General features: G+C 36.6%; 25 protein-coding genes, 1 tRNA gene and 2 pseudogenes. 4 read left to right on the forward strand and 24 right to left on the reverse strand.

Features of this window, described 5'->3' with window-relative positions; all coding sequences use genetic code 11:
- Positions 1 to 11: 11 nt before the first annotated feature.
- Together IQ10_RS04920 and selB are read right to left on the reverse strand one after the other, a co-directional pair.
- On the reverse strand, positions 12 to 1073 hold the full coding sequence (locus IQ10_RS04920; RefSeq protein ID WP_144449362.1) for a glycosyltransferase: 1062 nt from the start codon (positions 1071 to 1073) through the stop codon (positions 12 to 14).
- On the reverse strand, positions 1045 to 2955 hold the full coding sequence (gene selB, locus IQ10_RS04925; RefSeq protein ID WP_144449441.1) for a selenocysteine-specific translation elongation factor: 1911 nt from the start codon (positions 2953 to 2955) through the stop codon (positions 1045 to 1047). Before selB ends, IQ10_RS04920 begins: the two co-directional genes overlap by 29 nt.
- A gap of 179 nt (positions 2956 to 3134) precedes the next feature.
- Between selB and IQ10_RS17965 the strand changes: the two genes are divergently transcribed.
- Positions 3135 to 3231: transfer RNA gene (locus tag IQ10_RS17965), tRNA-Sec, on the forward strand.
- Positions 3232 to 3332: 101 nt separating this feature from the next.
- Here IQ10_RS17965 and IQ10_RS04930 read toward each other — a convergent pair.
- From IQ10_RS04930 to IQ10_RS04970, 9 genes and pseudogenes are all read right to left on the reverse strand, one after another.
- Positions 3333 to 3953: a site-specific integrase gene (locus IQ10_RS04930; protein WP_144449363.1), complete on the reverse strand. Its 621-nt coding sequence runs from the start codon at positions 3951 to 3953 to the stop codon at positions 3333 to 3335.
- Positions 3954 to 4487 carry a site-specific integrase family protein gene (locus tag IQ10_RS04935; protein ID WP_144449364.1) on the reverse strand — a complete coding sequence of 178 codons (534 nt, stop codon included), beginning with the start codon at positions 4485 to 4487 and terminating at the stop codon, positions 3954 to 3956.
- A 128-nt stretch (positions 4488 to 4615) separates the two neighbouring features.
- Positions 4616 to 4798: a helix-turn-helix domain-containing protein gene (locus tag IQ10_RS04940; RefSeq protein WP_144449365.1), complete on the reverse strand. Its 183-nt coding sequence runs from the start codon at positions 4796 to 4798 to the stop codon at positions 4616 to 4618.
- 379 nt (positions 4799 to 5177) lie between these two features.
- Entirely contained in the window at positions 5178 to 5516 is a 339-nt protein-coding gene (locus IQ10_RS04945) for a DUF3221 domain-containing protein (RefSeq protein WP_144449366.1), read from the reverse strand.
- A gap of 350 nt (positions 5517 to 5866) precedes the next feature.
- Positions 5867 to 6155, reverse strand: a pseudogene (locus IQ10_RS04950) (DUF1259 domain-containing protein); the annotation flags it as partial.
- A gap of 101 nt (positions 6156 to 6256) precedes the next feature.
- Positions 6257 to 6727 carry a hypothetical protein gene (locus IQ10_RS04955; protein ID WP_144449367.1) on the reverse strand — a complete coding sequence of 157 codons (471 nt, stop codon included), beginning with the start codon at positions 6725 to 6727 and terminating at the stop codon, positions 6257 to 6259.
- A gap of 598 nt (positions 6728 to 7325) precedes the next feature.
- On the reverse strand, positions 7326 to 7766 hold the full coding sequence (locus IQ10_RS04960; RefSeq protein WP_144449368.1) for an NUDIX domain-containing protein: 441 nt from the start codon (positions 7764 to 7766) through the stop codon (positions 7326 to 7328).
- A gap of 152 nt (positions 7767 to 7918) precedes the next feature.
- Positions 7919 to 9202: a hypothetical protein gene (locus IQ10_RS04965; RefSeq protein ID WP_144449369.1), complete on the reverse strand. Its 1284-nt coding sequence runs from the start codon at positions 9200 to 9202 to the stop codon at positions 7919 to 7921.
- Positions 9199 to 11028, reverse strand: coding sequence for an AAA family ATPase (locus IQ10_RS04970; protein ID WP_144449370.1), 1830 nt, complete (start codon positions 11026 to 11028; stop codon positions 9199 to 9201). Before IQ10_RS04970 ends, IQ10_RS04965 begins: the two co-directional genes overlap by 4 nt.
- A 668-nt stretch (positions 11029 to 11696) precedes the next feature.
- On the opposite strand from IQ10_RS04970, the gene IQ10_RS18720 reads away from it, so the two are divergent.
- From IQ10_RS18720 to IQ10_RS18725, 3 genes are all read left to right on the forward strand, one after another.
- Positions 11697 to 11888, forward strand: a complete 192-nt coding sequence (locus IQ10_RS18720; RefSeq protein ID WP_144449442.1) for an SOS response-associated peptidase family protein — start codon at positions 11697 to 11699, stop codon at positions 11886 to 11888.
- Positions 11889 to 12039: 151 nt separating this feature from the next.
- Positions 12040 to 12357: an IS3 family transposase gene (locus IQ10_RS04980; protein ID WP_144449371.1), complete on the forward strand. Its 318-nt coding sequence runs from the start codon at positions 12040 to 12042 to the stop codon at positions 12355 to 12357.
- Positions 12305 to 12445, forward strand: a complete 141-nt coding sequence (locus IQ10_RS18725; protein ID WP_367613651.1) for a hypothetical protein — start codon at positions 12305 to 12307, stop codon at positions 12443 to 12445. The genes IQ10_RS04980 and IQ10_RS18725 overlap by 53 nt, the downstream gene beginning before the upstream one ends.
- Positions 12446 to 12859: 414 nt before the next feature.
- Here IQ10_RS18725 and IQ10_RS18865 read toward each other — a convergent pair.
- From IQ10_RS18865 to IQ10_RS05040, 13 genes and pseudogenes are all read right to left on the reverse strand, one after another.
- A pseudogene (locus IQ10_RS18865) lies at positions 12860 to 12976 on the reverse strand (DNA/RNA non-specific endonuclease); the annotation flags it as partial.
- 197 nt (positions 12977 to 13173) lie between these two features.
- On the reverse strand, positions 13174 to 13440 hold the full coding sequence (locus IQ10_RS04990) for a phosphocarrier protein HPr (protein ID WP_144449372.1): 267 nt from the start codon (positions 13438 to 13440) through the stop codon (positions 13174 to 13176).
- A 46-nt stretch (positions 13441 to 13486) separates the two neighbouring features.
- Positions 13487 to 15496 (reverse strand): transketolase, encoded by a 2010-nt coding sequence (gene tkt, locus IQ10_RS04995; protein WP_144449373.1) that lies wholly within the window; start codon positions 15494 to 15496, stop codon positions 13487 to 13489.
- A gap of 194 nt (positions 15497 to 15690) precedes the next feature.
- Positions 15691 to 15849, reverse strand: coding sequence for a hypothetical protein (locus IQ10_RS18140; RefSeq protein WP_199757378.1), 159 nt, complete (start codon positions 15847 to 15849; stop codon positions 15691 to 15693).
- Between the two features lie 134 nt (positions 15850 to 15983).
- On the reverse strand, positions 15984 to 17246 hold the full coding sequence (locus IQ10_RS05000; protein ID WP_144449374.1) for a galactitol-specific PTS transporter subunit IIC: 1263 nt from the start codon (positions 17244 to 17246) through the stop codon (positions 15984 to 15986).
- 120 nt (positions 17247 to 17366) lie between these two features.
- On the reverse strand, positions 17367 to 17651 hold the full coding sequence (locus IQ10_RS05005) for a PTS sugar transporter subunit IIB (protein ID WP_144449375.1): 285 nt from the start codon (positions 17649 to 17651) through the stop codon (positions 17367 to 17369).
- Between the two features lies 1 nt (position 17652).
- Entirely contained in the window at positions 17653 to 18126 is a 474-nt protein-coding gene (locus IQ10_RS05010; protein WP_144449376.1) for a PTS sugar transporter subunit IIA, read from the reverse strand.
- A gap of 344 nt (positions 18127 to 18470) precedes the next feature.
- Positions 18471 to 19058: a 6-phosphofructokinase gene (locus IQ10_RS18735; RefSeq protein ID WP_144449377.1), complete on the reverse strand. Its 588-nt coding sequence runs from the start codon at positions 19056 to 19058 to the stop codon at positions 18471 to 18473.
- 5 nt (positions 19059 to 19063) lie between these two features.
- Positions 19064 to 19348: a hypothetical protein gene (locus IQ10_RS05020; RefSeq protein ID WP_144449378.1), complete on the reverse strand. Its 285-nt coding sequence runs from the start codon at positions 19346 to 19348 to the stop codon at positions 19064 to 19066.
- A gap of 10 nt (positions 19349 to 19358) precedes the next feature.
- Positions 19359 to 19811 (reverse strand): ribose 5-phosphate isomerase B, encoded by a 453-nt coding sequence (gene rpiB / locus IQ10_RS05025; protein ID WP_144449379.1) that lies wholly within the window; start codon positions 19809 to 19811, stop codon positions 19359 to 19361.
- A gap of 221 nt (positions 19812 to 20032) precedes the next feature.
- On the reverse strand, positions 20033 to 21064 hold the full coding sequence (locus IQ10_RS05030) for a zinc-binding dehydrogenase (protein ID WP_144449380.1): 1032 nt from the start codon (positions 21062 to 21064) through the stop codon (positions 20033 to 20035).
- 7 nt (positions 21065 to 21071) lie between these two features.
- Complete coding sequence (locus tag IQ10_RS05035) at positions 21072 to 22118, reverse strand: galactitol-1-phosphate 5-dehydrogenase (protein ID WP_144449381.1); 1047 nt, start codon at positions 22116 to 22118, stop codon at positions 21072 to 21074.
- 18 nt (positions 22119 to 22136) lie between these two features.
- Entirely contained in the window at positions 22137 to 22421 is a 285-nt protein-coding gene (locus tag IQ10_RS05040; protein ID WP_144449382.1) for a PTS sugar transporter subunit IIB, read from the reverse strand.
- Between the last annotated feature and the right edge of the window lie 5 nt (positions 22422 to 22426).

Raw genomic sequence — 22426 nt, forward strand, 5'->3', positions numbered from 1 at the left:
CACTTGAACAACTAATAGATATTTTCTTCCTTTTTTGCTAAACAATGATGATACACATGAAGGAATTGCTTTATTTCCTGCTCTACTGAATGATGAAGGGAGACATGCTGCTTTGCATTTTGACAAAGTTGTTCGTTCAAGTTTTCTTTTTGTAAAAGATCAGTTAACAATAGAGGAAACTCTGTAGCCGTTTCAAACAATAGACCCGTTTTTCGATGCTTAATGATGCTTTCATTTCCAGGGATTTTCCTCGCCATAATTGGTTTACCCACATACATCGCTTCAAGCAAAGACGTAGGCTGTCCCTCTGAAATCGATGTATTTAAGACAACATCAAATTGGTCATATACATCAAACATCTGATCAAGAGCCACTTCCTCTAAGTAGTAAAACCAGTCATATTTAGCTTGTAACCTTTTCACTTCTTGCAAAACATCATCATCAAGGGCAGCCCCAAGGATCGAAAAGGTTAACTCTGGCCAAGTTTCTCTCATTTTCACTAACTCTTCCAATAAGAAAAATACATCTTTAACTGGTCGCAACCCCGCAGGAAGCAAAAGTTTAGGATAACCTTTAACTGGATTGATAGGGGCAGGCTCTTTGCTTTCTGGAAGCCACACACTTTGCGGAATAACATATACACGATCTGTCAGTTCTGGATAAGCGTCAATCATTTTTGATTGTCCGTTTTCACTGAAAACTGTAATCGCACAAGACTCATCCGCTACTGATTTCATGAGCGTTACCGCATCAGGATTCTTTAAATCTTCATTAATATCAGTGCCGCCTGAAGTGAGAATGTATGGTTTCTCTAACATTAAGTGCGGAAGACGTTTAAACCATTGTGCAAATCGTTTTAAATGAAGAACATGATAAAGAGCTGCCTCTTGAAAATGGTTGTCCCATTTCGCGTTCCACGTATCCTCTTCATAAGCGAAGACGACTACATTCATCCCTTGGCATTTCAGCCCATTTACTATCCTTTTTGCCGTCGTTGAATTACCTCGATTTTGTTGATAATAGGGCGTGAAAAAGAGGATTTTTTTATCTTTTATAAAGCCATTCTTGTTCATAATCGTCTGTCCACCTACGTTCTTGTTCTTGTCTTATCGTCAACCCCAACTTGTCTATCTTCTCAAGAAATGGAACCAAATATTTCCGAGATAAACCTGTCACTTCCTTAGCCTCTTGTAAAGAAAACGATTCATTTGTCTTTTCTTTCATTTCTCTAATAGCTTGTTTGAAAGGCTCTGCATGAATCGAAAGCTTATCATCGATCTGAAAGAGAATTTCCTGCTGATGAAAGTAGTGAATTAATTCCTCAAAAAGATCTTGCGGTATTTGCTGTTTCTGAATATGCTCGAATACTGGTGAAACTTGCAAGTCTTCCTCTTGAATCGCTTTCATCACATGCTCTACTCGTTTCGCCCATTTTTCAGGAGGATGAGGACTGTGGGAGCCTAGTGCAACATATGGACCTTCAAGCGTAAGCCATTGCTTATCGCCCCCTTCTTCAATCATCCATTCTAGTATTTTTTTTGGATATGTTTGAAGATAACTTTGAACGAGCTCAGCCTTTTTTATTCCTTGACGTAATGGATATTCTAGGTGATAGTGAGCCAATTCCGCCTCAATAGATTCACGTAAAGACTGAATCACTTTTTCACTTGTAATCTCACCAGTTGGTAGAATGATGAATTGCGCTTGCTCATCCATCCATTTAGCAAGCTGTTCTTCAGATAAATGAACACTATTACTTGCTTCTTTAATAGTCAGGAGTTTTTTCTCAAGTATTAGTTGTTGGAATTGTTCTTCTGGTGTTGCTGCTTTCTTCTGCTCTAATGTTCGTACCGTCTCTTCTCCAAAACGGTATTTTTGCCCATGAGCGTCAATGACAGTTCCTCCACCGATCGTCTCCATTGGTGTAGGACGACGAAGAATAAAACGATCCCCTCTTCGTGTCACGATCGGTTCATCTAATCGAAGCTGACACACCATTTCTTCATTTCCTTCAGTTAGTTCATTTCGATCAAAGAAGACAATCTTTCCGTACACTTCTGCTGTTCCAATATGAAGCTTAATCGCGCTCCGTTGTTTTATACTATAGCGAAGCTCGGCAACTGTATGTAACGAAACATCAATCGTATCTGTTGCTTCATAATGACCACTTGCAGCTAGCACATCACCACGTTTTATTTCATCTTTTCCAATACCGCCTAAATTAACTGCAACCCTCTGACCAGCTCTCCCGTTTTGACGTGGTTCGTGATGAACTTGCAGCTGCCTTGCACGTACCGATTTTTTTTGTGGGAGAATTTCAAGTACGTCTCCTTCTTTTACCACACCCTCATATACCGTGCCACGAACAACTGTCCCTTGCCCATGAACCGTAAATACCTGATCGATTGGCAACCTGAAAGCTCCACTTGCATCACGACTAGATAACCCTGCAAGCTCATGCGCGAGTTCTGTTTTCAACTGATCAATCCCCACTCCGCTCTTACTATCGACAAAGAACACTTTTGCATCTTCTAAAAATGTTCCTTCGACTGTTTCACGAATATCAAGCTCAACCAATTCATGCATTTCTTCATCAACACGATCCATTTTTGTCACAACAATGATTCCTTGTTCAATCCCAAGTAATCGTAAAATATCAATATGTTCACGTGTTTGCGGCATAACACCTTCATCTGCTGCAACAACGAGCATCACAAGGTCGATCCCTGCGACTCCAGCAATCATTTGACGAATAAACCGTTCATGTCCAGGAACATCAATCAACGAAACTTCCATTTCATCGTTCAATTTCAATGGAGCATACCCCAATTCAATTGAAATCTGTCGTTCCTGCTCTTCCTTTAAACGATCTGTATCAATATTTGTCAGTGCTTTTGTTAATGTTGTTTTACCATGATCAATATGACCAGCCATTCCAACCGTATAATGATTCATCAATTCAAAATCCCTTCTACATTACTGCTTATTTCCATTCTTTAATCATACTATATGCGTGTAATGAAGGAAAATAAAAAGAACAAGCACTCACGAGGGGCTTGCTCCATCAAGTAAACGATTTGCACAAATGAAAGCATGATTGTATAATGAATTCTGTTGCTTAAATTTTATAACACGGGGCTGGCTGCGACACTGGTGTTCGCCACGGTCTTCAAAACCGCTTGGGAGGCGCGTGCCGTCTCCGCTAGGTTCGATTCCTAGACAGTCCCGCCAAACCTTACATATCAAGGGTTTGAGCTTTCTCCTTATTTTAACAACAAAAGGAAGAACCGAACCTAAAACATAAATAGGTGCCGAAAAGGTGCCATTTTTTTTTACTGATCTAAGGCAGCATCGAAAACGGTAACCGCACCATCTTGAAGGGTGGGTAGGACATGACTATATAAATCTAAGGTTATGGAGACTTTGCTATGTCCTAAGCGTTCACTGGCAACTTTAGGGTGTACATTATTTTGAAGTAGTATAGTTGCATGTGTATGGCGTAAATCATGAAGTCGACTATTCGGTAATCCTGCTGTTTTTAGTGCTTTTTTATACGCCCTACATAAGTCACGCGCATCAAAAAAGTGTCCTTTAGAGTTGGTAAAAACCAAATTTTGAGGATTAAAAGATTCTCCTAACGCCTTTTTCGTCTTTTTATGTTTATTCCAATGTTTTTTTAGAAACTCCGATAAACTCTTCCCCATAATAATCGATCTTTCTTTGCCGTTTTTGGTACTATTTTTAATTATGACCCCTTCACCTTTCACAACACACGCTGTTGATCGAATATAAATTTTTCGATTTTCCAAATCTACATCATCCCACTTCAACGCTCTAAGTTCACCTACGCGAGCACCTGTTTGTGCAGCTGAAAAAATGATAGGATAGTAAATCTCACTTGACTTAGCACTTTCAAAAAGTCGAATTAACTGTTCCGGCGTAAAGGTTGTAATTTAAAATTTGACTGGTTTAGGAGCTTTTGCTTTTAGGGCAACGTTATGGTTTATAAATTCCCAATCCACGGCATCATTTAGTGCTTTACATAACAAGCGATGATGATACTTAACTGTTTGTGCAGATAATCCCGCATAATTTTCGCTTGAATCTATCTTTAATTTTTCCATGTAATAATTTTGCACATCCTGCACAGTTAAGTCACGTAATTTTATGGTTCCTATTCCTGTCAGTAGATGAACTCTAATGATTCCTTCATAGCCCCTAAAAGTATTCGGTGAAGTACTTGATTGAACATAGGCTTTAAGCCAATAATCTAGATATGCTCCTAGTGTGATATCATTGTTGGTTATTTGATTGATTTCTTCTTTTTTAAGCTCGTTGGTGGCTAATGCCATAGCTGTCTTTGCTTCTTTTTTAGTTCTAAACCCTTTTTTAACGATACGTTTTCTTTTTCCATTTTGATTGAATCCTGCCTCAATACTATATAACCACTTTTTACTGTTTTTATCTTGTCTAACGTGTCCAACCATTACTTCATATTCCTCCTTATAAATGGATGGGCACCAAGTTTGCACCACTCTCAGTATCGTAAAAAGATCCGTGCTTTAAACAAAAATTGGTTAATTTAATGGCCCCCAAACCTTTTTATGCGCTTTCATTAATATGGTCCTTTTAACCAGCTAAGAAAGGATCTCTTAGGGATTAATATTCTACTCCCAACTCTAACTACATGAAATTGCTTTGAATGAACTAAATCGTAAGCTTTTCCTCTACCAATATCCAAAAATTTTTCAATATCTTTAACTGTTAAGATGTCATTTAATTCTACTATCCTTCGCATAGCTCCCCCCTACCTTTGCGATTTGATTAGTTGCCTGATGTATCGAAATAATTAATAGAACTAATTCCTAACCTTTCATCTAAAACAAAAAACCTCCCTAATACAATAGTAATAAGAGGTTTCACAAAATTATTAAAAAGCTTACTTTCACCCTTAAGATAGGGTGAAGTGTATCGTATTACGTGATAATAAAGATGTTTAATTTTGAAGCTTCAAATACGCATTACACCGTCCAAAAATATGGACGGTGTAAAAATAAGGTTGTTTAACTTTAGGTGCAATTGCTGAATAACACTTCGTAGATGTAATAATATAGTCGTTTAAAAATCTAAGTTTTCTGCAACAATCGCGCCCTTTAGTTGAAGAAGACAAGTTAAAACTATCGTAATTTATTTATTTCTATAGCATCCATTCGAGGTGGAAGGGATGTTTCAACAACATTTCCAGCTTTCACTTTTACTCTATCTCCAATTTTAATATCTTCTAATTGATTCTCTGATGTATAAAACCAAATCGAATCATTCATATAAGTTCGAATTAATTCCTCAGTGGGTTCACCTTCAATTTGAATCTTGGTGTCTGTAACAACTAAAACAGTGGTATCGTCAATTTGAATTACTGTCCTTCTAAAAGACGGACTTATAACATTATCATAGAGGACATAAGAAGCGATAATTAATACTATAACTGCAATTATTAAATACGTTATTCTCTTCAATTAACTCACCCCTTTTAAAAATAACGATATCAATAGTTTTTACATCATTCCTCAAGTATTCTGCCCGTTAGTCGAACAAGGAAAGCGATACTTTTTGTTCAAGCATCGCACCCAATTGTTGAAGATTGTTTTAAAGACTTTATTGAAGAAAAGCATTGGTTTCGTTTAATAACAAAGAGGATTAATTTATAAAATTAACGGTTTTCTTAAGACCAGGACTTCAATTGTTCTATCGAGTCTGTTTGAAACACCATTGCCAGAAGCCAAGAGGTAAATACCTAACAAACATAAAACTCCCCCTTTATTGATATTAGACGAAGTTGATAGACTACGTTGCATCTTTTTTATCGCTAAACTGTCCTATAGTTTAAGTAGACTCCTTCACAACCCTTAGCTATTTCAACATAAATATCCAACTTTTTTGCAAAACTTGATGGGGGCTCTATCGATTGGATATGAATATACATTATTTGAGGGTTCATAAACAGCCAGTGATTATGCAGGGCACTCACTATCAACCCCTGGTGGACAATTGAAGACATAAAGCTGGGGGATCTCTTCTTGTAAAAGTGCAAATTCAGCCAGGTTAAATGCATTGCCGCTATCGTCCAAGGATTCAAATAATACACCTACTGGCAAAAAATCAGCCATATCCAGTTAGGAAATGGCTGTATGTATGTTATTGAAGAAGCACATCGGATGTATGATCTTAGAATTCCCCATCAAATTATTAGATAAGATTAGTGAGTGTCGTTTTCAACTATCAGTAAATCAGTTTCAATCATAGCCTCATTACCTTTAAATTCACTTTGTCTCTCTGAGAAGTTAAAATCTAAGAAAACTTTATCTCCTTCACTAATCTCATTAACAGTCATTTCGTTTCCGTTTGTACTTACTACCTTTAAATTCTGTGTAAGCTTGACGTGTAAAAATGTATGAACTGCCTCTACTGTTGCACCTCTCTCTTGTGCATATTGCCAAAAAAACTCTGTAATGTCCAATGTAATATAATCATCATAGAGACTACCACTATAATAACTCATAAGCGGATTATCTAAACTCTCTAATATAAGCTTGTCTTCTTCTACTGTAACATCAACATTAGAACTTTCTTTGCCTGGTTCTACTTCCATATTGTTTCCATCCGCACAAGCACTTAATAGGGTAAAGGCTATTACTGTTATTAGGAATAGTGATATAGATTTCTTCATAAAATGACACACCTCCATTAAATTCTTAATAAGTATTCATTATATTAGACGTAATCCCTCCTTTAAAGTTTCAGGAGGATATTTCCAATAACTCTAATTGCTTGATTTTCGTCCTCTATATCAAATTTCAATAATTGGATAATTTTATTATTTAGTGTCTGATAAAATAGTTAAATATTTACCTTTAAAATGGAAGAGTCGCTACGAGCGAATGGCTAGTTCTTACTCGACGAGAATCCCATCCGCTATATGATACGACCCAGGCTCGGCCGCACAAGTACCCTATAGTTTAAGTTGAGATCTTTACAATCTTTTTTTTACCCTACTAGATCTCCTTAAATGTGTTGGGGCATTACAAAAAGACGCCTCTTTATTAAAGAAAAGCGCCCGATTGTTGCATACCTACCTCCGAAAAATAACCTCTTTAATAAAGTCATTCTTTCATAAACGAAATTATTTGCTGCACAGTATGTGTCTACTATGCATTAAAGAATGACAATGTTTATTCCACATTACTGCCTCTATTAGTAGAATAACAACAGAGCTGCATCAGCAATTTTATTAAATTCTAGCACCCGTTACTTCAATAAGACATTCGCTAACGAATAAACGCCAATTCTTTATTAGCAAGCGCATCTTTTAACCATTGAGGATGGATTTTCAATAAGTCTTGCGGTAGGTTTTGTTGTTTAAAAAACTTAATTTCTAGCGAATCAGAAGAATGACATCGTAGTTCACCACCAATCATTTCTGCAAGAAAACAAGTTGTTATAAAATGTACTATCTTACCATTTGGATAGGCAAACACCTGTGAATTAGGGTCAGAGTACACACCAATAAGTTTTTTAATTCTTATATTTAAATTAGTTTCCTCTTTTACTTCTCTGATAGCTGCCTCAGAGACTGTTTCCCCTATTTCTACATGTCCTGAAGGAATACCCCAAAGTCCTACATCTGACCTTTTCTGTAACAAAACTTGTTTTTCCTCATTCAAAATAATAACTGCAATCCCAGCTTTTAAGTCATCAATTCTTTTCATACATTAAACCTCCCTTAAAGTAATAAAAAAGGTCCGAAGAGAAAGATGTCAACGCATAACAAATACGCTGAACCTTTCCCCTCGGACCTCAACTCATAATTAATTCTTTAATTTCTATACCAGAAATAGATTAATATAAAAAAGACCTTTCCTCACAATTTCATCTTATTACTACTCTTCCTCCCTGCAACCCGAACCAACCCAAACTCATACTCATTATTGAACTCCACTTCATCTACGCATAACATTCCCTTAACAGAAACATCACTGTCTAACAAATAATTCCCCTTACGACCCTTTACCAAATATATATAGTTTAGAAGCTCATCCAATCCGGTAATGGCATAGTCAACTCTTGAAGTATTCTTAACTTCACCGATTGTTAGATCGATTAATTTATTTGTACCTTTTTCATAGACTTCTATTAGAAAATCAGGCCTTCCTCGACATAGATGGCTAGTTAAATTTCGACCAAATAGATCATGTGCTAGTTTTTTCGTTGATATTAATGATTTATATTTTTGCTGAAGATATGGATGGTTACTATTTTGAATTTCGCTCAAAGGTATAGCAAAATTAACTAAATTTGAACCAGTAGAATCATGATAAAGGTGATAGGTATAGGAATCATCTCCCCATGTTGCAACCTTATTCTGTTGGCCATCCATTAAGTGTAATTGGCTGTTAGTCGTATTCTGTTTAATAATTTGTACGATCCAGTATAACTCAAATAAAACATCTATTTTTTCTGGTGCGATAAAGGTTTCACGAAGTAGGCTTTTAATATCTTCCTCGTGATACTGACCGTTTATGATTTTACGATAAGACATTAATAACCTTGCTGCTTCCCGGTAAAGCCTTTTTCTATTATTTAAGGTTTTCTGAATAACACGATTAGTAACATGCATCTGACTTACTCGTTGCAAATAGATGTTGTTTTTAAATGCTTGTTCTATGTTTACCTTTAATTGTTGCCATTCAGAGAACCATTCTGCTTTTTCAAATCCCTTAATATAGGAGTCTCGAAAAAGAACTCTATAGAGGATGCCGAGCAGTTGTTTAAGAACTATATTTTCTGGAGTACTATAAGTACGAATACTTTCATTAGTTGAAAATATCGTGCTATCTTTATGGTTTCTTACTAGACGCTCTTTAGTTGTTTGCCCCCAATCTATTTGCCCTCTTATCTCTCCAATATTGATTTCATTTTGAGTAACCGTAGTCGTCTTAAAACGTTTTAATAACATCGGTAGATTTTTAACAAAGTCTTTCGTTTCTTCCTTTAAAAGAAAGCGTATCGTTAACAACTGCTCCAGATTTGATATGTTCACGTTTATTTTAGAAAAAAAGGAATTAATTCTTACTTTTCCCGCTTTTAAGTACCCGTGAATAAATCCAGAAATTTCTTCAAGTATTTCCTCTTCTTTTAAACTCATTCCAAACCACCTGCATCAAAGAAATCATACACAAAATCATGCAAAAAACCTTCATTAAAAATAATATCGGTTTGTTCCTCAAGCTGAGTAATAAATTCATTAATTCGATAAACAGGTAGCCCTTCAAACTGAGGTAGGACATACAAAATGATTGCCGAAGTAAAGTCATCATTAAACTGTGTATGCTTGGCTATGTCGGCTACGATTGCAGGACCGATTTTTCGATAGTTATTAATTAACTTCCATATACTCGTTAGTGTCTCAACACTTGGATAAGTCTCCATATTCCAAACGTTTAAATATTGTTGAACTAAGTCATTCGTAATATCCTTTGGTAATCCAACAGGAATAAAGGCAAAGCGACGCATAAATGCATAGCTCATTTCATACAACGAGGCTTTATCTACCGTATTCATCGTTGCAATGATTCTCCAATCATTTGGAATTACATAAGTATAGTCATTGGGTTCAATCTTATTAGCTTCCCCTTGTGGCTTTACGATAATAGACTCCCCACTTTTTGATTCAAATGGCAGCGTTACCTCATCTCCAGTTAATACAGAAAATAGCGAGCCGAATGCCTTATCAATATTGGCACGGTTTATTTCATCAATAATTAACCATTTATTTTCAGATTGGTTCGTCTTCTTATTTTTCACACAGCTCAAGAAGATCCCATCATTAAAGTACAAATTACCATCCTTGTCAGGACGGTATCCACCAATCGTTTCATAGGTTGACCAATTCGACGCTGCCGTTACCATCATTGAGTCCACTCCATACAACTCACAAATCTTACTAGCTAGCTTGGATTTCCCTGTGCCTGGAGGTCCTGTTAAAATAATATGCTTACCGTTTTGAATTGCAGTTATCACTTGATTGAATAGTAACTCAATGTTCTCAAATACCAAATCCACCTGTAAAAGTTTAACATCTTCAAACTTTACACGAGGAATTATATATCCCTCATAAGTAGGTTCTGGTTCGAGATCAGTTAATTTTCTCCCAGCTGACTCATCTTCCTCTCTCCATACCTTTGCAATTTCAGGTGTTTCATAGAAATCTATTTGCTCGTCCGGATAATCCCTTTGAAGCTTATCTCTAATCATCAAAAGCTTTTCATCGGTATCTTTTACGGAAGATTCTGTTACATATTCAGAATAAGCCTTTACAATCTTCCTCTTATGTCCCCAACTAGCAATTCGCTCAAAGTAATCAGGTAAAAGCAAATGTAAAAAGATATGAAGCATTTGCACTCGCTTACCTACTTTTTGGCGTATATCATCCGCAACTCGTTTTAGCAGTTTATAATCATTTATGATCGTTTTACGCTTTTCTAAAGGATACCCTTTTAAATTCTCCACCACTAAGAATAAAAAGGAAATCTCAAAATATTTGCTAGTATTATAGAATGTTCCAGTAGCTCCAAGACCTGTCTTTAGCCCGTTAAACACTTCTAACGAGTGATCTAGTTCAATTCCCTTCCATGATGCTATCATGTCTAGCTTGTCCATTTTGGTTTTAAAGCTAATTGAGCCCTTATACGGGAACATATAGTAGATAAACATAATTTCTATAGCGAGCTTGTACACACTATCAGATTCATTTTCCAACTGCTTTTTAAACTTACTATCGAAACTATCCCCTGATTCATCAGGATTTTCAACAAAAATAGCTCGAAATCTATCCAAATTCGCATTCGTCCATATAGACTCTTCATCCCAAATTAAGGATTTGTTATCTAGTAAACATTCATTCTTCCATTTTTCTGCTGCATCATAGATTGCCTTTCTGTCATTTACTTTGTTTTCATAAAATAATGCCATCTTAACCACCTACTCTGCTTGGTTTTTAGTCAATAATATAGAACGAATATTTTTAAATACATATCAGGATATAATCAGATACAAATGGTTATTTCATCTAGCTCTCTTTATTTACAATATATTTCTCCATACTAATCTTTATCAGCAATAGGAACTATTGTATATCTATTTTTTCATGAAAATTTCTAAAATTGTAATATTTAACTGTTATTATATGTTTATTTAGGATACAAGTAAATGGAGCAGGGTAAAGTCACTGAAATCAACAATCGAGAAAAGTCCCAATAAAGTACATTCAATCGCGACTTTTCTCACTATATAACACATTATTTTGATTAGAAACAATAACTGTATGCTAACATGAAAATAATTTCCTGAAATTCAACAAAAGGTAATATTTAATTACTTTTTCAATTACAAAATGATGTGGATTTGATGTCGTTATGTTCTATCCCCTATTTTGTAGGAAAAGATAAATAAGCCATACTATGATATAGATAATGGAAAAGGATGAGTAAACATGTGTGGTCGATTTACACTGTTTGCATCCAAAGATAGTATACAGAACGAATATGACATCACAAACAAATTCCTCCAATACGAATTGCGATAAACATCTCCCCTTCTCAATACGTACTTGCTGCTATTAAACCAACAATGAACGGCTTATTGATCAGTTACATTGGGGGGTTGTCCCTAGCTGGGCTTCAGACAAAAAGATTGCGTATAATCTTATTAATGCCAGGTTGGAAACCACTCATATTAAACCGTTTTTCAAGCGAGCTTTTGAGTCACGTCGTTGCATTATCCCGAGTTTAGGTTTCTACAAAAGCTTGATGGAAGGAAACAACCGTATTTGATCAGGCCGAGCAATGGACCACTTTTCTCCTTTGCGGCACTTTGGGAGAGATCCGTTTTGAAAGCAATAGTTGGTGGAGATCAGCTCGTGTCTCGCGTGCTGGATATTACAAGTGGAGACAAAACGAACCGCTTCGAGCCAAAAAGGCCAAGATGAATGCACTCTTTCAGGAACACCTTCTTGCAATTCATCGTGCTCATCCATACTACGGGTACCCACGAATAGTTACGGCGCTAAAAGAAGAAGGCATTCACGCCAATCAAAAACGTGTTTTTAAGCAAATGAAGATTCTAGGAATCGCTTCGGTGATTCGGAAGAAACGACGCTATTTTGGACGAAAAGGATCGGTCGTGTTCCCAAATATTCTCCAAACGAGATTTTTCTGCGGATCTCCCCAATCAAAAGTATGTCACCGATATGACGTTTGTACGAGTGGGGACGGTGCTTCTCTACTTGTCAGTGATTCTTGACTTATATAACAATGAGATCGTGGCTTGGAAGATCTCAACACGAAATGACCTTCGTTTAATCATGGAGACGATTGAAGAATGGACATAAAAAAGAGACGTACGAGGAACCACTCTCCATTCGGATCAAGGATTCCAATATACATCTCCAGCATACAACAAACGATTAGAAGGGTTGGGCGTTCAAGGTAGCCACTCTAGCAAAGGAAACTGCCTTGATAACGCGTGCATCGAATCATTCTTTTTTGCATCTCAAAACTGAGAAGTTGTATCTCTATCAGTGTAAAACAGAATAAGAACTTCATCAAGCTCTACAAGAATATGTCTACTTCTATAACTACGAACGATTCCAGAAAAAAGCTCAACCAGCGTGCCCCGATTGAGTATCGAGTCACACTGGCTGCATAATCTTTTTCTAGCTGTCTACTTGACAGGGGTAGGATCAATGTCTAATATGTGCGGTCCTTTTATTATCAGGATTTTTGACTCTTAACCTAAATATAACATTAGTAAATGCCCAATATTCACGGTCCCCATAACCAATGTCAACAATGACGTTAGGTTCACATTATCCAGATAAATCACCACCATCGACTTCAATAAGTTTGTATCCTGAGAACCGTTCATGATTTGGTTGGGGCGGTGTTTCCTCTACTACCGGTTCATCAACAATTGTAGCGATCGTTTCTTCTTTTTCACTATTTTTATTTGTTTTACCGAGAATGTACCTATAGTTTTGAAAGGTATATCCTTTTTGTTTTTAACCCCACTCGATTCTGCTCTCTAGTAATTAATCCTTCTTATAGTAGGTTCACCTTGTTATTTTGCTAGTCCTTGACTCGTAATTGTTTCTGTCATTGCTTCTAATGCTTCATTCTCATCTTGACCTGATGTTGTAATCTTTATCTCAGCACCTTCTGGTATGCCTAGAGACATAACACCCATAATCGATTTAAGATTTACACTTTTTTCGTTATACTCTAATTCAACTGATGACTCAAAATTCCCCGCTTCTTTGACTAAAACGGTTGCTGGGCGCGCATGGATTCCTGTTTTATCAATTACGATAAATGTTTTTTCTTGCATTTAATTCTCTCCTCTATTTTATAAATTTGGACCAATCTTAAACTTGTTATTGTGTTAATGCCTTATATCTCGCAACTACATTCTCTACTGTAAATCCATATTCCTCAAAAAGTTTACTAGCTGGCGCGGAGGCCCCAAAATGATCAATTGTAAGTTTGTCACCATGATCCCCAATGTACTCTCTCCACCCAAGCGAAGCTCCTAATTCAATTGCTAAACGATTGATCAAATGACTTGGGAGAACGCTTCTGCGGTACTCAACTGATTGCTGTTCAAACCGATCCCAACTTGGCATACTTACAACAGAAACAAAAATCTTTTCCTTTTCTAATTCCTTTTGTGCGGCAATGGCTAGAGACACTTCAGAACCAGTTGCTAGAAGCAAACCTGTCGCTTCTTCTTTTGCTTGAGATACTACATAAGCTCCCTTTTTAACACCTTCATATACCGTTTCCTGATCGACGTCTAATGTTGGTAAGTCTTGACGCGTTAACACTAATGCTGTTGGGGTGTCCGTACTTTTAAGGGCTAACCTCCATGCAGCAACCGTTTCTTTCGCATCAGCTGGACGAATAACTGATAAGCCTGGCATAGCACGTAATGAAGCCAATTGTTCAATCGGTTCATGAGTTGGGCCATCTTCTCCAACCGCAACACTATCATGAGTAAATACATACGTTACAGGAAGCTTCATAAGAGCAGCGAGCCTTATAGCAGGTCGCAGGTAGTCAGAAAAGACAAAGAATGTAGCTCCGAAAACTTTCACTCCACCATGTAAGGCCATTCCATTTAAAGCTGATCCCATGGCAAATTCGCGAACACCAAACCAAATATTTCTCGCTGAGTAACTATCAATTCCGTAATTTTGTTCAGATGAAATAAGAGTCTTATTTGAACCAGCTAAGTCAGCTGAACCACCAATTAACTGAGGAATGGCATTAGCTGCTGCATTTAACGTTTTTCCAGATGAAGCTCTTGTCGCTAAACCTTCAGCAGTTGAAAATTCTGGCAAGCTTTCTTCCCACTCTTTAGGAAGAACTCCATTTATAGCTTCCTCAAACATTCTTGCTAACTCTGGATGTGCTGTTTTATATTGTTCAAACAACTGATTCCATTCTGCCTCTTTTTTTGCTCCTTGTTCAGCTAGTTCATTAAAATGATTGGCTACTTCTTCTGGCACGTAAAAATCTTCTTCATAAGTCCAACCATATGCTTCTTTTGTTAGTTTTGTTTCTTTTAGGCCAAGTGGGGCACCATGTGAAGCTGATTTCCCAGATTTGCTTGGTGATCCAAAACCAATGGTCGTCTTAACTTCAATTAGTGTTGGTCGCTCTGTATCTAGTTTTGCTGCTTGAATAGCTTTATGCAACTCATCAAAATCATTTCCGTCTTCGACACGGATTACGTGCCAACCATATGCTTCAAAACGCTTTTCAACACTTTCTGAAAAGGATAAGTGTAAGTCTCCATCTAGTGATATATCATTGGAGTCGTACATGACAACTAAACGTCCTAATTTCAAGTGACCTGCTAAAGAGGCTGCTTCTGCAGAGATCCCTTCCATCAGATCTCCATCCCCACAAATGCTGTAAGTGAAATGATCGACAAGATTGAATTGATCTTTATTATACGTTTCTGCCAAATGACGTTCAGCCATTGCCATTCCAACCGCCATAGCAACACCTTGTCCCAGTGGTCCTGTTGTGGCTTCCACTCCAGGGGTATGACCATATTCAGGATGTCCAGGTGTTTTGCTCTCCCACTGGCGGAAGTTTTTCAAGTCATCAATGGACACATCATACCTAAATAAATGCAAAAGAGTATATAGAAGCATTGAACCATGACCAGCAGATAACACAAAACGATCACGATTAAACCAATTCGGATTGAAAGGATTATGATTCATTTCTTTTGCCCACAACGTATAAGCCATCGGGGCTGCCCCCATCGGCATACCTGGATGACCAGAGTTTGCTTTTTCAATTGCATCTATTGATAGTGTTCGAATCGTATTCACAGCTAATTGAGATACATTTTGATTGACTAAAGTACTCATGAATACCGCCCCTTTATTATTTTATTCATATAGACGATTCTTTTATTTGTTATAAGCAAACAGAGGATTAAACTAGTAGATTAATCCCCCTTGCTATTGCTATCTTCTTTAATTCTCAAAAGAAAAAATAGAACTAGTGTAAACATATGCTTAAATTTTAGAATAGTAGTATCCGCATATTTAATTATCAAAGGTTAATTGGTTCCCGCTTCTTTTTTTCTTTTTCCAGAAAACAATTTATATACAGCAACTGCCACTACTAACGTATTAATGGGAAATTGGTACTGTAAATAAAAATCGCTCAAAAACCTTCCATGTGGACCTAACGCATAATCTACAAATTGCTCTACCATATGATCACCCTATTTTCATATTTTTCTTATTGAAAAGTTTAGCTCACTATAATACAGTTTTAGTATGTGTATCGAGTAAGAAAGAGAATAACTTCTTGGCAGAGGATCATTTTTCTTTTTTACTCGTTTTTTTATTAGTTAAAAATCGCAAACACTTTCCAAATTACCCAGTTAATTAAGTTTCCACCTTGGTCAAGACTAGATACTAGATTTGTACCTTCTGGTAAATTAAATTGACCATTTACTGCCATTTCAGTATGAATAACTGCAATATCCGTTGCCATATATAACGTTAATGCAATTAGAATAGATCCTACAATTACAGAATGAACAATATTTCCTCTTGCAGCTCCAACGATAAAAGCTACGATAAATGGAATGGTTGCTAAATCACCAAATGGTAATACATTGTTTCCTGGTAAAATAACAGCTAATAAAACTGTAATTGGTACTAAGATTAAAGCTGTTGAAATAACAGATGGATGTCCTATAGCTACAGCTGCATCTAACCCAATATAAATATCTTTTTGACCAAATTTTTTCTTTAAAAATTCACGAGCAGATTCAGAAACTGGTGTTAGTCCTTCCATAAGAATCTTAACCATACGTGGCATTAGAACCATTACCCCAGCCATTGCCATCCCAATTTGAATTGTCTCTCCAAACGGATAGCCTGCTAATAAACCTAAACCAATACCTAAGAATAGTCCCATAAAAATGGATTCTCCGAACACTCCGAATCGTCTTTGAATCGAGTCAGGATCAGCGTTCCAATTTTTAATTACTGGTGTTTTTTGTAATAGTTTTACTAATGGAATGCCTAGCGGTGCATAAGATACTGTACTACCCGTTGCAACGGATACGCCAGGTAAATCAAAATAATCTCGTAACATCGGTGCAGTCCAGTCAGCAATTTTCAAACATGCAATTTGGAAAAGAACGGCTGCAATTAAACCTTGAATCATACTGCCTGAAATTGTGTACACGATCGCACCTGTAAACGTAAAATGCCAGAAGTTCCAAATATCAACGTTCATCGTTCTTGTCGTATTCGTTGCTAGCATGATTACGTTCACTAATAATCCTAATGGAATAATGAATGCAGCAATTGGTGAAGCCCATGACATGGATGCAGCGCCTGGCCACCCAACATCAATGACGTTTAACTCAATCCCAAATCGATCAACCATTCCATTAGCTGCAGGTCCTAAATTACTAACTAGTAAATCTACAACAAGGAAAATCCCGACGAAGGCAACTCCAATTGTGATACCTGATCGGAAAGCCTTTCCAATTTTTTGTCCGAATGCTATACCTATTAAGAAGATTGCAACTGGCAAAATAACCGTTGGTCCTAGTGCCAAAAATGATTGTAAAAATTCAACCATACGATCCATAACCGGATTCCCCTTTACTTCCATTTTTTCTCGATTCCTCATTTTAAAGAGAAACTTTCAAACTCAGAACCGAGAATGTTGTTTTACATTTGAAGATTCTTTATCTATTCATCTTCTTTATTATTTTTTTAGTTGCTCTAGAATTTCAGCTTTTGCTTCATCTAGACCAATTCCTGTTAAAAATGCTCTTGCATTGATCACTGGGAATGGATACTCTTTTTGAACAATCGTAGTGCTGATAAGTAAATCAGCTGTATCAACATAACCACCAACTTCAGTGATTTTGATTTGTATTAAATTTGCTGCGATGCCATTTTCTTTACACATCGTTTCAATTGCATCATTTACAACTGTAGAAGTTGCAATTCCAGCTCCACAAGCGATTAAAATTTGTTTCTTTTTCATCTTACTCACCTCCTTTCAATTGAAAGTTTAATAATTGTAATAGAGAATCTTTTATCTTTGTTTTTGATTCCTCATGAGCCAATGAGTTCAAAACTTCATCATCTTGGAAGATTTGCATCAACCTTTGTAACAGCTCTAACTGTGAATGACTTTCATTCATGGCTAGCATAAAGATCAGCTTAACTGGTGTCGTTTCACTATCTTCACCCATAATGACAAAATCAACTGGTTCTTTTAAAATCGCTACACTAATTGCCTTTTCAATAACATGCTCTTTGTCTGTATGAGGAATTGCGACGGAATATCCTTTCGTTGGCAACCCTGTAGCAAAGTTCCGTTCACGTTCTACAATCGCTTCGATGTAACTTTCTTTAACAATTCCTTTTTCAAATAAATTTCCTGCCATTAAGCGTATTGCTTCTTCAGCACTTGTTGCTTCTACATCTTTCAAGATTAAATTTTCATCAAGTAACATTTTGTAAGTCCTCCTAAGTTCTCCTAGCCTTTTATCTAATTCGTTCATATCAATTTAAAATGGAAAGAATGAGTGATAAAAATTGCTTCGATAATCGTCTCGTGATTATTGCCAGTCGTAGATGAAATCAACAATCCTTTTTTGATTATCTAGCAGAGTTTTTATCTCTTTTCTATAAATTAATAGTACCATCGAAAACTGCCAAAATGTATCCGTTTTCATCCCCATTCATTGATTCCCCTTTGTACAACATTGTGATGATCATTTTCTCACTATATCTCTTAAACACCTTTAGAAAAAAGGACGGCCTCAACATTATGCTGCTAAGGCCGTCCTTTCACTTACTAAACTTCCATTGTCATTCCCTCGAAACATACATTTCGTGTAAATATATTCAAACTGCCCGTTTGCCAGTTGCTATGAATCCAATTGACAACTTGACCTGCAAACTTCATAGCCAATATTCGATCAAGAGCTGTGGGATTTTGTCCCATACATATCGCTTCGTCTATTTTTATTACTTTCCAGTCAAAAGCTAAAGTAGGCAGGATCGTATTTGGTAGCTGCTTGGGATCAATACGCTCATCAATAAACAAAAATGAAAACGTCTGACCAATAGAGAAGTCAGTCCTTAACGCTTGTTCAAGTTGGATTTGATGTAACCTATTCCAGTTATAAGGAAGAAAAAATCCTTCAACAGCTAGAGAAAGTTCTTCTAGCATTTCCCGTGGTACTTCCCCGGGGAGTTGAACACCAAATAATCTTGGACTATCATTTTTTAAGGATTGTATCGTATCTCTGACTTTCAGCGTATTTTCAATAATGGCGTTAATAGCAGTATCATGCCCTAAAGAAATGTCCGAACCTTCAATGTCATTATGAATAGAGACAGGTACAAATAAAAAACGAGTCTCCCTTATTTGTTTCGTTATTTCTTTTACAAAGTGATATGAATATTACCAGTACCAATCATAACAACAGCATCAAACCCTGAAAGAACTTGCTGAAATGCTAAGGTATTTCTTGATGGTATTGGCTTCAAAATTGGGTAATGATAGGCATCACACGCTTCTCTTAAGTCTCTTACATGAAACTCATTTTTGAACCGGTCCATTTCTATTCCCATTACATTATAATCTTCGACTTCTGAAATAATAGTATGATCCATTTGATTAAGTCCTGAAGGAGAAACATCTAAATTTAGCAATCCTATTTTCGTCATCTTTTCCTCCTCAACGTAAAATAGTGTTTTCTTCATATTCTACTAATTTATTTACTCGATTAAGATGACGTCCACCTTCGAACTCAGTTAAAAGCCATGCCTTTACAATCTCACTAGCAAGTCCTGGACCGATGACTCGCTCTCCCATCGCTAACACATTTGAATTATTATGAAGCCGAGTAGCTTTTGCACTAAATACATCATGCACAAGAGCACAGCGAATTCCTTTGACTTTGTTAGCTGCGATTGACATCCCAATTCCTGTCCCACAAATTAAAATTCCACGATCGACTTTGCCATCCCTAACCTGTTCTGCAACGGGAATTGCGTAATCAGGGTAATCTACAGACCCATTATAGTCACAGCCTAAGTCAATAAAATCAATATAGAGCTCTTCCATAACCTTTTTTACTTCTTCTTTTAAAACAAGACCACCATGGTCACTGCTAATAGCTACTTTCATGTTTCTCACTCTTTCTAAAGTTAATTATGGCTAACTTTTTCTTTCTTGAGGATTATTGATTTCATCTACTACTTTATTTTATCACTATTGCTTGCACGTTTTGATGCGCTTCCATCCCAGTTAATGTAAGTAGTGTTGTTCGCCCTAGTGATGACAAAAACAATAAAAAAACACTCTACCTCAGTATAGTGTTTTTAATATTATGAATATTAACAAAATTATTAAGACTCAATGATTACTTTTATCTCATTTCCACCCATTACAGCCTCGAAACCTTTACGCCATTCATCTAAAGGAACCACCTTTGTAATCATCTTATCTACATCAATCTTTTGATCTTCTAATAGTTTCAAAGCAAGATGCCAAGAGCTAGGTTTTTGAGAACGTGTTCCAATGTAGTTAATTTCTCGTTGAACAATGGATTCTTGATCTAATGGGTTCATTTTATTAGCAAAGATTCCAACTTGAACGAATGTTCCTTTTTTCTTAACCAATGGTAAACCTTGGTTAAGAGCAGGTACAGCCCCAGAACACTCGAATACTTTGTCGACTCCATATCCACCTGTATGTTTCATAACAACTTCTGTTAGATCTTCTTCTAATACGTCAACAATGACATCTACACCTATGGACTTCGCTAATTCTAACCGTTCTTTATCTTTTGTAATACCTGCTAAAATGACAAACGCTCCTTGGGCTTTCGCTACTTGACATTGCAATAATCCAATTGGTCCTGGTCCGAAAACAAGTACTTTGTCTTCTTCTTCAATAGTTGTTTTCTCTAATCCAGCGTGAACACAACATGCAAGTGGTTCTGCTAGAGCAGCTGCTTTTAGACTAATAGAATCAGCTAAAACATGAACACTCTCTTCTCTTGAAATGACAAACTCAGCCATACTTCCATTAACTTGAGTTCCAATTCCTTTTCGATTTGAACATAGATTATAATCTTTTTCTAGACAATATTCACATTCTCCACAAGTTGTAAAAGTGGTTTCACTTGTCACACGGTCTCCTACTTTTACATTTTGTACATTAGGGCCAACTTCTGTCACAATTCCAGAAAATTCATGTCCTAGTACAACAGGAGTTTTAGAATTTGCATATTCTCCCGTAAACGTATGAATATCTGTTCCACAAATTCCTGTATAGGCTACCTTTATTTTCACTAAATCTCCCTTAACTTCTGGTTCGGTAAGGGTTTCTAATGACATGTTGTCATGACCTGGATTCAACTTCATTACTGCTTTCACTTGTTCTTCACTCCTTGTTTGGGATTATCATTACTTTTCCGTAAGTTTCCTTACGATTGATCATTAAATCGAATGCTTTTTGAGTTTCTTCTAAAGGAAAACGGTGAGAAATCAATTCTTTTAGTTTAATTCGACCTTTTAAAATAAAATCTATGCTTTTTGTCCACTCCTCACCTGGAAATGGAGCAGAATAGCAGTTCCAAAATCCTTTTAACGTCAGTTCTTTTCTGAAGATATTTTCAAAGGCTTGTTCAGAGAGAACAACATTCGAGTAGGCAATTCCCAAATAGCCAATTTCCCCTTTTTTGCGCGTTATTAATAAACATTGTTCTTGTGTAATTTTCGATCCTGCACATTCTAAAGCTACGTCAACACCTAAACCATTTGTATACTCATGAACCTTCTCAATTAAATTGTCTTGTAGAGGATTAATTGTTCTTTCGCAGCCCATAGCCTTTGCTTCCGCTAACTTTTCATCAGAAATGTCGATGGCAATAATTTCTTTCACGCCAGCAATTTTCAACCATTGTATCGCTAACATTCCAATCGTCCCAACTCCAAATACTGCAGCTACATCTCCTAATCTAGGCTGAATATGTAATACCCCGTGTAATGCAACTGCGAGTGGCTCAATCATAGCAGCTTCCTCAAAATCCATGTTCCCAATGGGCAAGACGTTTGTTGCTTTTAAATTGACATACTCCGCAAACCCACCGTACGATTTCGATCCTATCATTCCATGGTCTTCACATAATGAGTACACACCACTTTTGCAATATTCACATGTGTGGCAAGGGAGAAAGGGAATAGCTACTACCCGATCCCCTATCTCAACATTTGCTACATCGCTTCCTTTCTCAACGACATAACCAGAAAATTCATGACCCATGATCGCAGGTAGCGGATACTTCCATTTGCTAACCATCTTGTGTGTGTCTGATCCGCAAATCCCTGCAGCCATTACTTTTATTTTCACTTCATCGTTTTGACACTCGAAACTTTCCATGTCCTGATAAATAAAATGATTTTCAGAATGTAAAACAGCTGCCTTCATAAGCCCTCCTAAAGGTCGTTAATTTTTTAACAATGTAAGAATTTCTTGATCTAACTCTTCCATTCCAATCCCTGTAATGTAAGAAGTAGCAACAATACTTGGGATCCTATATTTTGTTGGAAGAATAGTTGTTGAAATAATTAAACTTGCTCCATCTTGACGGGAGGAGACTTCAGAAATCATACATTGAACAACTTGAGCTCTTACATTATTTTCTTTTAATAGATTTTCTACACGGTTACAAACAATTGTAGATGTTGCGATACCTGCTCCACATGCAACAAGTACTGTTGGTATGTTCATTTCAC

The organism is Halalkalibacter nanhaiisediminis, from assembly GCF_007830185.1.
GTDB classification, from domain to species: Bacteria; Bacillota; Bacilli; order Bacillales; family Bacillaceae_D; genus Halalkalibacter; species Halalkalibacter nanhaiisediminis.